Annotated in this window: 14 protein-coding genes and 2 pseudogenes; 9 read left to right on the forward strand and 7 right to left on the reverse strand. The window is 67.5% G+C overall.

Going from position 1 to position 14,592, the window contains the following annotated elements:
- From VNF07_03130 to VNF07_03145, 4 genes and pseudogenes are all read left to right on the forward strand, one after another.
- Nucleotides 1-370, forward strand: a 370-nt coding sequence (locus tag VNF07_03130) for a transposase (protein ID HVB05227.1), incomplete at its 5' end; no start/stop codon positions are given.
- A 259-nt stretch (nt 371-629) separates the two neighbouring features.
- Nucleotides 630-941: pseudogene (locus VNF07_03135) on the forward strand (reverse transcriptase/maturase family protein).
- 84 nt (nt 942-1,025) lie between these two features.
- A complete protein-coding gene (locus VNF07_03140; protein HVB05228.1) occupies nt 1,026-1,385 on the forward strand; it encodes a group II intron maturase-specific domain-containing protein in 360 nt (119 codons plus the stop codon).
- A gap of 124 nt (nt 1,386-1,509) precedes the next feature.
- Nucleotides 1,510-1,746: pseudogene (locus VNF07_03145) on the forward strand (transposase).
- Nucleotides 1,747-1,844: 98 nt separating this feature from the next.
- On the opposite strand, the gene VNF07_03150 reads toward VNF07_03145, so the two are convergent.
- Complete coding sequence (locus VNF07_03150) at nt 1,845-2,621, reverse strand: hypothetical protein (GenBank protein HVB05229.1); 777 nt, start codon at nt 2,619-2,621, stop codon at nt 1,845-1,847.
- Between the two features lie 411 nt (nt 2,622-3,032).
- Here VNF07_03150 and VNF07_03155 point away from each other — a divergent pair, with 411 nt between their 5' ends.
- Nucleotides 3,033-4,022 carry a Fic family protein gene (locus tag VNF07_03155; protein HVB05230.1) on the forward strand — a complete coding sequence of 330 codons (990 nt, stop codon included), beginning with the start codon at nt 3,033-3,035 and terminating at the stop codon, nt 4,020-4,022.
- 1,312 nt (nt 4,023-5,334) lie between these two features.
- Nucleotides 5,335-7,062 carry a penicillin-binding transpeptidase domain-containing protein gene (locus tag VNF07_03160; protein ID HVB05231.1) on the forward strand — a complete coding sequence of 576 codons (1,728 nt, stop codon included), beginning with the start codon at nt 5,335-5,337 and terminating at the stop codon, nt 7,060-7,062.
- 249 nt (nt 7,063-7,311) lie between these two features.
- Here VNF07_03160 and VNF07_03165 read toward each other — a convergent pair whose 3' ends face one another.
- The 5 genes from VNF07_03165 to VNF07_03185 all read right to left on the reverse strand — a co-directional run bounded on the left by VNF07_03165 (nt 7,312) and on the right by VNF07_03185 (nt 10,490).
- Entirely contained in the window at nt 7,312-8,553 is a 1,242-nt protein-coding gene (locus tag VNF07_03165) for a HipA domain-containing protein (GenBank protein HVB05232.1), read from the reverse strand.
- Entirely contained in the window at nt 8,554-8,811 is a 258-nt protein-coding gene (locus tag VNF07_03170) for a helix-turn-helix transcriptional regulator (GenBank protein HVB05233.1), read from the reverse strand. It lies immediately after the preceding gene.
- 487 nt (nt 8,812-9,298) lie between these two features.
- Nucleotides 9,299-9,676: a hypothetical protein gene (locus VNF07_03175; GenBank protein ID HVB05234.1), complete on the reverse strand. Its 378-nt coding sequence runs from the start codon at nt 9,674-9,676 to the stop codon at nt 9,299-9,301.
- A 23-nt stretch (nt 9,677-9,699) separates the two neighbouring features.
- Nucleotides 9,700-10,182, reverse strand: coding sequence for a lipopolysaccharide assembly protein LapA domain-containing protein (locus tag VNF07_03180; protein HVB05235.1), 483 nt, complete (start codon nt 10,180-10,182; stop codon nt 9,700-9,702).
- Nucleotides 10,179-10,490 (reverse strand): ArsR family transcriptional regulator, encoded by a 312-nt coding sequence (locus VNF07_03185; protein HVB05236.1) that lies wholly within the window; start codon nt 10,488-10,490, stop codon nt 10,179-10,181. Before VNF07_03185 ends, VNF07_03180 begins: the two co-directional genes overlap by 4 nt.
- Nucleotides 10,491-10,649: 159 nt before the next feature.
- Between VNF07_03185 and VNF07_03190 the strand changes: the two genes are divergently transcribed.
- Nucleotides 10,650-11,600 carry an ice-binding family protein gene (locus VNF07_03190; protein ID HVB05237.1) on the forward strand — a complete coding sequence of 317 codons (951 nt, stop codon included), beginning with the start codon at nt 10,650-10,652 and terminating at the stop codon, nt 11,598-11,600.
- 41 nt (nt 11,601-11,641) lie between these two features.
- Nucleotides 11,642-12,439 (forward strand): L,D-transpeptidase, encoded by a 798-nt coding sequence (locus tag VNF07_03195; GenBank protein ID HVB05238.1) that lies wholly within the window; start codon nt 11,642-11,644, stop codon nt 12,437-12,439.
- A gap of 37 nt (nt 12,440-12,476) precedes the next feature.
- Here the strand turns inward: VNF07_03195 and VNF07_03200 are convergent, their stop codons facing one another.
- Nucleotides 12,477-13,448, reverse strand: coding sequence for an acyl-CoA desaturase (locus VNF07_03200; GenBank protein ID HVB05239.1), 972 nt, complete (start codon nt 13,446-13,448; stop codon nt 12,477-12,479).
- A gap of 376 nt (nt 13,449-13,824) precedes the next feature.
- Here VNF07_03200 and VNF07_03205 point away from each other — a divergent pair, with 376 nt between their 5' ends.
- Nucleotides 13,825-14,592, forward strand: coding sequence for a VOC family protein (locus VNF07_03205; GenBank protein ID HVB05240.1), 768 nt, complete (start codon nt 13,825-13,827; stop codon nt 14,590-14,592).

Consider the following 14,592-nt stretch of genomic DNA (forward strand, 5'->3'; position numbering starts at 1 on the left):
GGGCGCCATCGCCGCGGTCTTGGACGGGGCCTCCTGGCAGCGGTGCAGAACACACGCCATGCGCAACCTGTTGACCCGCGTCCCGAAGTCCGCCCAGGGCCTCGTCGCCACGCTCGTGCGGACGATCTTCGCCCAGCCCGACGTCACCCAGGTGAAGGCGCAGTTCAATCGGGTCGTCGACCAGCTCGAGACCCAGTTCCCCGCGGTCGCCGAGCTCCTCACCGACGCCGAGGGGGACCTGTTGGCGTTCAGCGCGCTCCCGCCCGAGCACTGGCGCCAGATATGGAGCAACAACCCCGTGCGCCACGAGGCGCCATCTGACCCGGCGGAGATGAAAGGGCTCCGCCTTCGGGCTGTCGCAGCGGCCTGATGTAGCTGGAGGCAGCCCGACCCGGGAGACGCCGGGGAGGGTGGGAGCAGCCTCGACAACGACGGAACGGGTCGGCACTGCCAGACGGCTCGGGTCCGGCAAGCAAGACGGAGAGGTGTACGAGTGCAGAAACCAGTGGTGGAACCCCCTCAAGTGGACCGCCGGCTCCAACCTGGCGGATATGGGCCGGTCAGCAATGCACGCCTCGGAGTAGTCGAACCGAGGCGACTCTCGTTCAGTCTTCGAGCGGGACAACAACACCGGCACGCCCCAGGGAGGGATCCTCTCGCCGCTGCTCGCGAACATCGCCCTGTCGGTCATCGACGAGCACTTCGTCGATGCCTGGCAGCAGATGGGTAACTCGGGCGCACGTCACCGGCGCCGGAAGAAGGGGCTCGCCACCTACCGCCTCGTCCGCTATGCGGACGACTTCGTGGTTCTGGTGAAGGGCACCCGCTCCCACGCCGAGGACCTGCGTGAAGAGGTGGCAGCGGTGCTCTTACCGATTGGCCTTCGCCTGTCGGAGGAGAAGACGAAGATCGCCCACATCGACGAGGGGTTCGACTTCCTCGGCTTCCGCATCCAGCGCCAGCCGAAACGAGGCTCGGGGAAGCCGACCGTGTACACCTTCCCGACCAAGGCCGCACTGGCCAAGGTGAAGACCAAGGTGCGCACGATGACCAGGGAGGCCACCAACCAGCCGCTCGCCGTCCTTTGCTACCGGCTCAGCCCGGTCGTTCGAGGATGGGTCAACTACTTCCGGCACGGCACGTCGAAGGCCACCTTCGACTACCTCCGTCGCTTCACCTGGAGGCGGGTCATCTGTTGGCTCCGCCACAAGCACCCGAAGGCCAACTGGAAGCAGCTCCGTCGCCGCTATCTCCCTGGGTGGTGGCCGACGGACGGCAAGGTCACGCTGTTCGACCCGATGACGGTGCCGGTCACCCGCTACCGCTACCGGGCGAACAACATCCCTTCGCCGTGGACGAGCAGCGCGATCGAAGAGGCGGCATGACCGACTGGCACGAGCCTGTGGAGAGCCGGATGCGTGGGAACGCGCACGTCCGGTTCGGTGAGCGGGCCGGGGAAACGGATGCCTGCGCAAGCGGCACACCGCGCCCCGGCCCGACTTCTACCAGGAGCGCCTCAACCGCGAGATCCGCCGCCGCACCGACGTCGTCGGCATCTTCCCGAACCGCGCCGCCTGCATCCGCCTCGTCGGGGCGGTGCTCGCCGAGCAGCACGACGAGTGGGCGGTCGCCCGGCGCTACATGAGCCAGGAGTCGCTCGCGAAGACCAGGGTGCGGGTCCTCGTCGGCGGCGCCATCGACAACAAGGAGGTGAGCACGTCGGCCGAACTCGAGGCCGTCAGCTAGCAGCAACACCAATGGTTGGTGTGGTGGTCGTCATACACCACTGGTCTGGGCTTGGCCCGCCTCTTCGAGGTTGCGGCCGGTGCGACCCGCGATTTGAGTCACTTCCTGAATCGCTCGGCGCGAAAGCCGGAGTCGTCACCGAGGTGGAAGTAGAGGTGACCGTGTAGGGCTTCGGCGTCTCCGAGGGTGGCCCAACCTCGTCCGGTGATGTGGCCCCCCTCGTCGTTTCCGTCCCAGCTGAACTCGACATCGAAGCGATCGACGTCGGAAATGCGCCAGTCGATCCACCCGGTGACCGCGATGAAACCGAAGCTGCCTCGGTGGTCGGAGGAGAACTCGATGAAGGCTGGTGCTACCAGGTCGAGAGCCTCGCTATCCCACAGGTCCATTTCCACGATGTTCCATCTGCCCGTGATATCCCTCGCATCTGGACCGGGCTCCCCGCTTGACCTATGAGCACTGTCGGAGGAGTCGGATCCGCCCCCCGACTCCCAGGTCCCGAGCGCGTCGCTCAATACCGCGAAGGCGCGATCCAAGCGCCTTCTTCGATTGGGATTGATCTCGTGGTTCGCGTCAGCCGCCACGAAGCCGAGTAGCTCGTCGAGCTCGTCAGCGCTGGCCTCGAGGATGTTGTCCTCGCCGGAGGAACGCATCCTGTATACGAGGCGTTCGCACTCGACGTCGAGCAGGGTCAACTCCCGCAAAGCCCCAGCCAGCTCGTCGCTCAGGAATATCTCATGATTCGGGCCATTCCTGGTGTGGTTACCAGGGAGTCTGAGATCGAACGGCGACTCCTCCCACCCGCTGATCACTCCTTCGTCACCGCAGACGTTGCACTGCCACTCGATCGCAGCCGGAAGGTCAGCGCGGAACACGGCGATGTGCCCGGTGCAGGGTCGATTCCGAGGCCGACGTCGGCAAGCTAGAGCCGTGGTCCACGGCGTGCTCGCGTCGGCGGCAGTTGCAGCTTGAACGACCGATCCCAAGTGCTGGGCCATCTTGCGAGCTGGACCGGGCGCATCGTCGGGGATGTCCAAGAAGTGCCGTAGATCGGAGACGAACATCGGTCGACGAATGTAAACGGCGGGTAAGCGCAAAATCGCGAATTGATCGATCGGTCGCACATGGGCTTGCTCGAATCGCGAACGGGGCATCGCGCCGTGTCCCGCAGCGCCGAGTCCGCCTGGCCGAGTTGTGCTGTCTAACTAATCGTTCGTCTGCGCACGGCCCAGGTAAAGTCGTGCTGTTCGATTATTTCGCCGCGTGCGCACAACATCGGAGGGGACATGCCCGGTCGCCCGAGGCGGGTTGAGATCTACAGCCGCCTCGACGAGGCGTTCGCCGAGCTGCACGAGCGCCTGGGCGGTCTCCCTGACCCCGCCGAGGCAGGGGGCATCTGGACGACCATCTGGTACGAGGAAGCGCACCACTCCACAGCGATCGAGGGCAACACCCTCGTTCTCAAGCAGGTCGAGGCGCTTCTCTCCGAAGGACGAGCTGTCGGCAACAAGGAGCTCGCCGAGTACATGGAGGTGAAGGGCTACGCGGACGCCGCGAAGTGGGTCTACGAACAGGCGCTCAAGCCCGAGCGCTCCGACGGCTCCGCGCTGATGCTCTCCGAGGTGCGCTGGATCCATCAGGTTGCGCTCGGCCCCGTATGGGAAGTTGCCCCTCATTCGCAGGCGACCCCCAGGGAATCACCGGGAAGCTTTCGCGAGCACGACATCGCGCCGTTTCCCGGAGGCATGAAACCGCCGAGCTGGCCCGAGGTGCCGGGCGCCATGCGAGAGTGGGTACGACGAGCCGACGCCCTCGCAGATGCGGCGTCGCCCTTCGAGGAGTTGGGATTGCTGCACGCTCAATTCGAGCGAATCCACCCCTTTCTCGATGGAAACGGGCGCGCTGGGCGCCTGCTGATGAACCTCCTCCTCGTACGCCTCGGCTACGCCCCCGCCATCGTCTACAAGCGCGATCGCTCGAGATATTTGCGGGCGCTTCGCGCAGCTGACGACGGCGACCCGGGGGCGCTCGGAGAGATGTTGGCCCGCGCGGTGCTCGACAATCTCTACCGCTTCATCGTTCCAGCCGTTGCCGGGCCGCGGCGTCTGGTGCCGTTGGCCGCCCTCGCCGACGACCAGATTTCCGAAGGTGCGTTGAAGATGGCCGCGAGCCGGGGGCGGTTGCGCGCTCAGAAGGGGAATGACGGGCAGTGGCGCAGCAGTCGCGCTTTTGTCGACGAGTACAAGGCCAATCGTCAGGTCCACCGGACCAGCTGACGAGAGGACCGCCGGCTCACTTGTTGGCTCACTCCTCTCCAAAACTGCCTGGAATGAGCCAGACAATGAAGACGGAGCGGACAGTAAAACCCCAGGTGACAGGACTAGGAAGGACTCGCTGGACGCTGTATCGTGCACTCGTAATGCGCAGGTCGTCGGTTCAATCCCGACCCCGGGCTCCACAAAGTAGCTGGTGGTGTCGCCAACTCACTTTTTGTCAGTGAGAGCAGTTTTTTGTCAGTGGCGTGTCAGTGACGACCTGGGCTTTCGCGCAGCTTTTTGTCAGTGCCCAGGTCAGAGGACTGTGGATAAGCCCCCCGCCCCCGCAGCGCCTGTGAGGAAGCGTCAACCCCTCTGGACCGCCGGACGAGACTGGCAGCCAGGACGTCGCGGAGATGGGAAACCGTGTCCCATACCGGCGCGTTCGCTGCGCGACGACAGCGAGTTTGACCGTTGTTATGGGGCTCTTCTCAGCGCGTAGAACGCCGACTCCGCGCTCGAATGGAACCACCATGACGACGACGTTCTGTCGCCTCACGGTCCGAGAGGGGGCGCCCTCGAGAACCTGCCGGCCAAAGGCCGTCTGAGCTCGGATCGCTAACGGACACGGGCGCCTGCCCAATCGAGGCAACCACTGCGCCGAGCGGGTGTTCTTCTAATCTCTCTCCAGCACGGCCTCTGCCGAACCAAACCCGTCTAGCCCGAGACGAAGCTCACCCGTAGCCGAAGTACGCCGTAGCGAATCCCCGTCGGGGCGCCCAAACATTCTTTGTCGCCGTTCGCCATCGGCTTGCAGCTGATTACGGGCACGGTCGTCCCGAGTTCAGTGGCTTTCTTCGCGGCAGTCTGACGGAACTTGGTGATCGCGCCTTGAAGTGATTTTTCGAAAGCGATGGAGGTGAAGCTGGCTCCCGTCACCGTCTCAACCGGGGCACCGTGCAGAACCGCGGGACTTCCTTAGTCCGTGCGCCTCTCAACGCGTGCTTGGAAGAGCGTGCCTTTCCCGCGCCGCGGCGCCTCCGTCGGGAACATACTGACTGATCCGCGAACCGCGGAGGCTCTTCCGCCCCGGCTGGCAAGAGCACATATCGAGACGGTGATGTGTCCCGCACGTCGCTCGGACCGGCCCCTAGCCTGGTTTCTCATGCAGCTACGGGGTCGTGTCACGAACGTCCGAGCAACCCGGACGCCGTTGCTCCTGACGACTCTCTCCGTCGCTGGCCTCCTGGCCGCGTGCAGTAGCGCGTCAGCCGGACCGCAGACGACGATCGGGGCGTTCCTGACGGGATGGACGTCACGCAACTGGTCCTCGATGCGGCGCCTCGTGGCAGACCCGCCCGCCGCATTCGCGAGCATCAACGGTGCGGCGATTTCTGACCTCGAAGTGACCAAGGCGAGCTACAAAGCTGGCGCACCCATCGTCTCTGGCACCGCGGCACGGGTCCCGGTGACCGAGCACCTCACGATCCCTGGGTTCGGTGTGTGGACGGTCCACACGACCTTGCACCTGGTGGAGCGTTCCGGTCGCTGGCTCGTGCAATGGACGCCCGAGACGATCGACCCGTCCCTCCGTCCAGCCAGTCAATTTGCCCTGACGGCGACCTGGCCGCCCCGTGCCCCAATTCTCGGCGCCGGCAACGTGGCGCTCACGGCCGAGGAGGAAACGGTGACTGTCGGCATCGAGGGGAAATACGTGAAAGACCCGTCCTCGCTTTCAGCGGCGCTCGTCGCTGCCGGAGCGACGAGCGCGGAAGCGAGCGCCGCTCTCGCCACAGCGAAGGTGAAGCCAGCGTACTTCGAGCCCGTCTTCACGGTCTCATGGGCCCGGTACCTGCAGCTGAAGCCGACCCTCTATCCGCTACCGGGAACCGTTTTCCAGACCTCCGAGGCGCGCGAGGCCGTCACGCCGGGACTCGAGGCCCACCTCGTCGGGAGCGTGGGTCCGATCACCGCCCAGGAGCTGCACGCGCTCGGCGCCCCATATGACACGACGAGCGTCGTAGGCCAGACCGGACTCGAACAGTACGACCAGGCCCAGCTCGCCGGGACTCCCGGAACCACGATCTCGGTGGTGAGCGATGACGGGTCGACGTTGGCGACGCTTGCGAGCAAGAAGCCGGTGCCCGGCACCCCGGTACGTACCTCCATCAACCCCACGGTGCAACGCGCCGCGGAGGCAGCGCTCGCGCACGAAGACAAGCCAGCCGCCCTCGTCGCCGTCGACGCCAGCACCGGCCAGCTGCTCGCCTCGGTGAGCGACCCGAGCAGTGACGCGTTCGATCAAGCTTTCGACGGGACCTTCCCGCCCGGCTCAACGTTCAAGACGATCACGAGCACCGCGCTCATCGAGCACGGTCTTTCACCCAGCTCGTCGGCAAGCTGCCCGACGACGATCACCGTCGGCGGCGAGCTGTTTCACAATGCCGAAGGTGACGCTCCAGTGCAGAACATGGCCCAGGCTTTTACCGAGTCCTGCAACACCGCGTTCATTGGTCTCACGACGAAAAACCTCGATCCGGCGAACCTTCCCGCCGCGGCCGCCGAATACGACGTCGGCACGTCGCCCGACATTGGGCTCACAGTCTTCGGCGGCAGCGTGCCGACGCCGACCAGCGCCGCCGGGCTCGCTGCCACCGCAATCGGTCAGGGCAGCGTGCTCGTCTCGCCGCTCGACATGGCGATGGTCGCCGCGGCGATCGATTCGGGGGTCGTGCGTGAGCCGCGCCTCGTGCTCGGGGCGCCGGACGACCGGGCACCGACCCACCGTCTGCCCACCGACGTGGTGGATGATCTGCACGTGATGATGGCCGATGTCGTCGCGAGCGGGACCGCCGCGAACCAGGGTCTGCCATCCGGGACCTACGCGAAGACCGGGACCGCCGAGTACGGGAGTGGCAACCCGCTCCCGACCGACGCCTGGCTCATCGGCTTTCGCGGGAACGTTGCCTTCGCGGTGCTCGTCGTCGACGGCGGCTACGGCGGTCCGACCGACGGCCCAATCGCCGCATCATTTCTCAACGCTCTTGGCACGTCTGGTTAGAACGGCGGCCGAACGCCGAATATCCGCGCCCGGTCAACGAGGCCATGCTGAGCGCTCGCGGCTGCGCAGAGCACGCGGAACGACGGTTCTCGCGTTCGTGCCGTGTCACATAACACGCGTCCCACATGCGACCGCGGCGCGTCCTCGCTGCCGGCTCGGTAGCGGCCCGCGCCGTCAGCGCCTCGCGGGAGGGCCCCGACGGCGCGGTGATCGCAACAGCTTCTGCTCCCCACCCAAAGGGAGGTGGATTCAGCCGCGTTGGAGGACGCGCGACTCGGCGAGCCGCTGGTGGTACTGAGCGACGTCCTCGACGACCTCTCGCGGGACATCGTCGGTGGCGACGTTCCCGAGCGCGTCCCTGATGCGATTGAGTGTCTCGTCGATGAGGTCGGTCACCGACGACTTGGGGAGCCCCCACGAGTGAGCTTCGAGCGCGAGCTGGATCCGGTTGACGCGGTCGATCCGCGTCTGCGCCCCGACGTACATCGCGAGGTTCCGCCCCGCCACGAACGACTCGGTCGGCGCGGCGTCATAGATCGGGGCGAGGGAGAGCGTCCCATCGGCAATGAGGAAGCCGTGGTTCTTGCCGTGGGCGTCGGTATTGCCGATCGCACATGTGAAGGTCATCGCCTCCGTGAGCGCGCGGAGCTCCCGGTCGACGTCGACGGCGTGAGCGGAAAGGAGCTTGGCGATCGCACCGTAGGAGGGGCCGCCAGTGGCCTGTTGGTACTTCCGCCGGTCCCGCGGGTCGCGTCCGAGTGCCTGACAGGCGTCCTCTTGGTGCAGGCGGCGGGTGACACCGTCGACGAGTTCCCGGTCGAAGCGCTCGACCACGAGCACGTCGCGGCCGTCGACGACGAGGAGGTCAACGGCGGCCGCCGAGAGGCCCGCGGCCGCAGCGAGGTTCATCGCGTAGGCCTCGGCCCTTGCAAGGCCGAGATGCTGCGCCGGCGCTGGCTTCATGATGTGGGTCGAGGGAGCACCGTTGGCAGGAAGTGCCCAGCCGTCGGGCGTCTTGCAGACGAGGAGCTTCGATTGCAGGCCCCCGAGGGAGATCCCCGATTCGGCCGTGTCGCCGAGGGGGTGGGCGGGGAGGTTGGTGATTGCCTCGGCGAGCTCGTCGTCGGTGATCGGTTTCGGCCGGCCTGGTGGCGCCGGCTCTCTGCCCTCAGGAAGGAACGCGACCGCGCCGGCGCACTCACGGCCGATGCGGCGGAGGAGCCCGAACGCGTCACCTCGGCGGACGTCGTAGAGCGACTCGAGGACGGTGCGGGCCTCGCCCTCAGGAAGCACTCCCTCGAGCCAGTATCCGACCACGTCCCCGTCGTAGGGCTGCGACCGCACAGGAAGCGACGTCGACAGCACGATCGAGCCGTCACCGGAGCGCTGCTGCTCGTCGGGCTCGTACTGGAGGCGGATGTCCGAGCGGGCACGCTGCAAAGTGGCGACTACCCGCCCGTCGATCCAGATGTTGAGGACGTCGCCAGGCACCTACTCGACCGTGACCTTCGTGCCACGCGGTACCGCGATCAGCTCGTAGCCGCAGACGCCGAGTGCCTTCATGATCCTGCCGAGCACGGCGAGGCGGCCCTGTTCGATCCGGCGGATCGAGGCCCGTTCTGCTCCGATGCGCGCGGCGAGCTGCTCCTGGCTCCTTCCACTCGCCTTCCTGACAGCTGCGATTGCATCGCCAAGCGACGCTTCGTCGCGGATGCGGTACCACCGAGGTTGGTGCGTCGAAATTGCCACATGCAGAGTGTACGTCGCTAATGCGATACTTTTGTCGCATCGGTCAGGCGAGGCACAGATGCGCTGTTATTAACGCATCGGCGGCCCGGACACGATTTTCGAGAGTGTCGTGTCCCGAGCCGTGACGTTCACGGCGGCGTCGAGGGCGACTGCGAAGCTCGAAGTGGCGGCTCACGTGGTCGCTTCGGGTACCTATCTAAAGGGCCTGGTGCGGCTCGTCGCTGCGCGAAGGCCCCCGGCCGGCCGTTATGTACTGCTGCTCACCTACGCCAAGGGCCAAAGGAAGCTCACGGCGAGTCGAAGGGTGACCGTTCATTGAGGTCAGTGACGACCGTCCGCTCGTGGCCATCGCGAACGCGGCGACACCTCGCGATCCAGCGGGTCGTCCCCCGCGGCGGTGACGCTCCTCGACAGCCGAGAGAGATAGAGATTGGTTGTCGCCCGGTTCGTATTCGGCGAGCAACTGTCTGCCACGTGTGCTTTAGCGCTACGCCTCGTCCAGCAGGCGCTGCAGTCGCGCGATCTCCGACGGCAAGGTTGCAGCCGTCTTCTGCGAGTCCTGTCGCGCGACGTCGACGAGCATTTGACCGAACAGCGCATTGGCTTGTCCGACCCGCTCTTCGACGAAGTGCTTCGCGTTTGGGATGTCTCCCTCGACGACGGCCCACACGACGTCGTTCCCGTGCAGCACGGGATTCGTCGTGGAGATCACCGAACCGTGCTTGTCGCCGCTGATGTGCATGAACATCGACTTCCACTGGACCGGGATCGGCGTCGGGAACAGACAGAAGGTGAGCGTGACGGAGCCGGCGAGCTTGGACTCGACCCGTGCTTCGGAGATCGAGATGCCGGTGAACTCGCTCATCAGCCTTTCGACTTCACCCCCGCTCACGGCCGATCTTCAGTCGTGACGAGCGCGGAATCCTGAGTGGCGCTGGTCGCGTTGGCGCTCGCTTTCCCTCGTCGACGTCTGATCGACAGACGGAGCTGGGTGGTACGGCAGATTCCGACGACGAGCACCACGGTTGCCCCCGCGGCTGCCGCGGCCAGGAGTGCGACAGCGACCGGCATGCGCCCGCTCGCGGAGAAGAAGTCCACTCGGACCGAGCGGGTGTTCTCGACGACGAAGTCGATGAGGGCGATGCCGACGACGACGCCGACGGTGACCGCCGCCCACGCTCCGCTGATGCGGGTGTGGGCTCTGTCCTCTCGCGCTTGGCGTCTCCTGCGCGCACCCTTGCCTGGCACCTCAGCCTGCGCGCTCGGTCGGTCGACCGCGGCCGCCGCATCAACCGGTACGGCCGCGGTCGCGTCCGGCGGCGGGACTCCGAGCTCGGCGCCCGTTGATGGAAGGTCGCTGCTGTTGCTCATGATGTCTCTCTCGATAGGGTGCTGCTCGGTTCGACGAAGAGGTTCAGGAGTTCGCCAACGGTCAGGTCCGGCCCGACCGCCGCTCTAAGCGGGAGGTGGGCGAGCACCTCGTAGCGGTTGCGCCGGCCCTCGCGCCCCTTCTTCACGTAGCCCGCCTCGGTCAGGTCGGTGACGATCCCTTGCGCCCTCCGCTCGGTGATCTGCAGCGCGTCGGCGATGTCGCGAAGTCGCGTACCGGGGTCCTTGGCGATGCAGAGGAGTGCCTGGCCGTGGTTGGTGAGGAAGCTCCAGTTCTCCATGGAGAGCATCTACCCACGTTTCATGAAATGTATTACCGGTAATAGACATCAGATGTAAGGGTTCTGAACATCGAGGCCGGCGATCTCCGACCGAAAACTGGCAACAGGCCAGAAGAACGGATCGAGGTAAGCGGAATGGGCCCGAGAAACCTTCACCGCGCGCGCTCCATGCTGGCGCTCGCCCTCGTCACCGGCCTCGTCGCCCCTTTGTCGCTGCTCCTCTCCGGCCCCGCCGGTGCAGCTGCCGTGTCGGTTCCGCTCGGAACGGCGGAAAGCTTCGGCGTACTGGCGGGAGCCGGGATGACCAACACCGGCCCGACCACGATCAACGGCGACGTCGGCACCTACCCGACCACCACCGAAACGGGTACCGGCTCGCTCACCGTGAACGGGACGAACCACGCCGGAGACGCTGTCACCCAGCAGGCAAAGACCGATCTCGTCACCGCCTACGGCAACGCCGCCAGGCAGGGGCCGACCTCCCCGGTCACCGCCGACCTCGGCGGTCAGGCGTTGACGGCCGGCGTCTACAACTCCGCGTCCTCGCTCGGGCTCACCGGCACCCTCACCTTGAACGGTCAGGGCAACGCCGGCGCCGTCTTCGTCTTCCAGGCGGGTTCGACGCTCACCACGGCCTCCGCGAGCCAGGTCGTGCTGATCAACGGCGCGCAGTCCTGCAACGTCTTCTGGCAGATCGGCAGCTCGGCGACGCTCGGCACCTCCTCCAAGTTCGTGGGGACGGTGCTCGCACTGCAGAGCATCACGGTGACCACGAGCGTGACGGTCGACGGACGGGTGCTCGCCCGTAACGGCGCTGTCACCCTCGACAGCGACACGATCACCGCGTCGAGGTGCGCGGCGGCCACCGCGACGACCGTGACCACGACTCCTTCGGGGGCGACGGCCGGCTCGGTCACCGCGACGACGGCACCGGGCACGACCGCGACGACCACCGCGACGGCCGCCGCGGCCGCCAAGGCGACCGTGGCCAAGGCAGCCAAGACAGCGAGGAAGAGGGCGAGGGCGAGAGCTGCGGCGAAGGCCGCAGCCGCGACGAAGGCGGCCAAGCCCGTCAGCTTTGCGAAGCCCGCCCGAGCGCACGTCGGCTTCACGGGTTGACGCCGGGGCTGCGTGACGGCAGAAGCCGAGGTGCGCGGCCGATGGTGAGCGTGCGCGCCGCGTGGGGCATCCGCGGCGGGCTGCTCTCGGCCGCGGTGCTCCTCGGCTTCCTCGGCTTCGCGTACTCGACACACGGGGCCGTGGGTGTCGAGAGCGCCGTCGTCTCCGGCCCTTCGGGCCAAGGCGCGGCGGCGACGTCCGGCCGGCGACTCGCGGTGCTCCTCTCGGCTCACGAGGCGTACTCCCGACCGGGAGGCACCTCGCGGGCGCTGACCGACGTCCAGGCGGTGCGGCCGCTCACCGACGTCCAGGCGGTGCGGCCGCTCACCGGAGAGCAGACCGTGCTCCCCGTCCTCGGCACCGCGCAGTTTCATGGCGGGGTGTGGCTCCAGGTGATGCTCCCGGGACGGCCCGACGGGCGCAGCGGCTGGATCACGGCGAGCGGGACCCGCACCTCTGCGACGGACTATTCCGTCGTGGTGGACACGACGAGGCGCACGCTGACCGTCGACTACGACGGGTACGCCGTGCGCACCGCGGCCGTGGTCGTCGGCAAGCCTTCGACGCCCACCCCCGCCGGGAAGTTCTTCGTCGAGGAGGTGCTGCAGCTTCCAGCTGACGCCGTCGGGGCACCGTACGCATTTGCGCTCAGCGCGCGCTCGAACGTGCTCCAGGAGTTCGACGGTGGGCCCGGGCAGATCGCGATGCACGGCCTCGACAACGTCGGCGGCGTGCTCGGGACGGCGGCCTCGCACGGCTGCGTGCGCCTCGATACCTCGACGCTCACGTGGATGGTGACCCGGATCGGGCCGGGTACCCCGGTGACGGTCGTCGGCTAGCTCGGAGCGGCGTCCCGTGCCGCGCCCGCTCCTCGGATCAGCTGTTGGGGGGGAGCGGTCGCTCGCGCCGGCGGGCGGCGAGGGTCTGCGCATCGGGCCAGTGGACGTCCTTCACCATGCCGGCCCGCTCTAGCAGCCAGACGAGGCGGGCCGTCGAGTCCCACCCGCCGTGGCCGACACCGCAACGCACGCTGCGCGGCATCGCGTGGTGGAGGTTGTGCCAGCCCTCGCCCATCGCGACGATGCCGAGCAGCGGGAGGTTGCGCGCCTGGTCGCCCTTTCGGGTGCGGAAGGGGCTCCGACCGAAGAGGTGGCACGCCGAGTTCACCGCGAACGTCGCTTGCTGCAGCACGAAGACGCGCACGAGACCGCCCCAGATGAAGCCGCCGAGCGCCCCGCTCCCCGTCCCGGTGAAGGCGAAGCCGAGCAGGGTCGGCACGGCGAGCGAGACGCCGCACCACAGCGGGAAGAGGCGGTCGAGGACGACGAGGTCGTGGTCGGCGAGCAGGTCGGGGATCCAGCGCTCGGCGTCCTGGGGGGGCGGCACGAACAGCCAGCCCGCGTGCGCGTGCACCGCGCCCCGCAGCTGCGCGCCGATCGAGGAGCCGGCGAGATGCGGGGAGTGGGGATCGCCGGGGAGGTCCGTGAAGGCGTGGTGCTGGCGGTGGTTCGACGCCCAGCCGAGCACTCCCCCCTCGAAGGTGAGCGAGCCGAGGAGGACGAGCGCGATCTTGGTGGCGCGCGTCGCGCGGAAGGCCCGGTGGGTGCACATGCGGTGGAAGCCGGCCGAGAGGCCGTGGCCGCTCAGCAGGTAGAGGACGACCGCGATCGCGAGGCTCGTCACCGTCGTCTCACGACGTGCGACGAAGATCGCGCCGAGGATCGCCCCGGCGAAGGGCCCGAAGAGCACGAGGGCGGTGACGACGGTGCCGACGCGGCTGGTCGGCCGGGGGGGCGCGACCGCGGCGACCTCAGGGTCGAGGGCCGGGTCCATTGTCTGCTGCTGCACGGATTCTCTCCAGGGGCTGGGCGCGCCAAGCACCCGAGACGGTGGGGAGCGACCGCACCCAAGTGGACCTCCGGGTGCCCGGGCGACTCGTCCGGGTCTGTGCCGCTACAGCGGAGGGTGGCCACCCAAAACTCAAGAGGCCCGTCGGCATCTGCGCCGGCGGTCTGTCGGGCCCTCTGTCGGACCCAAGGACAGCGCGATAATACCGGAAACGAATCGCCGTTTGGGGGCGGTCGTCCCTCTCAGGGCGCCTCGTCCCGTCGGGCCCTGCGGGCCCGCCGCGCCTCGTGTCATCAGAAGTTCGTGCCCCCGCTGCAGTGTTGTCGCGCGGCCGTCCGGCACAATGGCGGAAGCGACCTCCGAGAGGACAACGCCCATGGCCGAATTCAGCGAGTACGAGCACGGCACGCCCTGCTGGGTGGACATCTCGAGTCCGGACCAGGCGGCGACGCGTGCCTTCTACACGGGGCTGTTCGGGTGGGAGGTGGAGGAGCTCCCCGCCGACGCCGGCGGTTACGCGCAGTTCACCCTCGGCGGCAAGGTCGTCGCCGGGACCGGCCCGCAGATGATGCCCGGCATGCCGACCGTGTGGACCACCTACGTGAAGGTCGACGACGCGGCAGCGGTGACGGCGGCGGCGACCGAGAAGGGCGCGACGGTCTTCGTCGAGCCGATGGAGGTCATGCAGGCGGGGAAGATGGCGATGTTCGCGGACCCGATGGGTGTGCCGATCGCCCTCTGGCAGCCGGGCCAGCACTTCGGAGCGGAGCTCGCGAACGAGCCCGGCGCTTTCACCTGGAACGAGCTACAGAGCCGGGACGTGGAGGCGGCGAAGTCCTTCTACGGCGCCGTCTTCGGTTGGGGCGAGGCGACCGAGGACTTCGGCGGGATGCCCTACACCCAGTTCATGCTCGGCGAGAAGCCCGTCGCCGGCATGCTCCCGATCAACCCGATGGTCCCGGCCGAGGTCCCCGGCTTCTGGCTCGTCTACTTCGCCGTGACGGACACCGACGCCACGGTCGCCAGGGCCGGGGAGCTCGGTGGGAGCGTGTTGATGCCGGCGATCGACTCGCCCGTCGGCCGCTTCGGGATCCTCAACGACACCGACGGCGCCGCTTTCGCGGTGATCCAGCTGCCTGGCTGA

This window comes from Acidimicrobiales bacterium (assembly GCA_035533595.1).
Classification (GTDB): Bacteria; Actinomycetota; Acidimicrobiia; order Acidimicrobiales; family Bog-793; genus DATLTN01.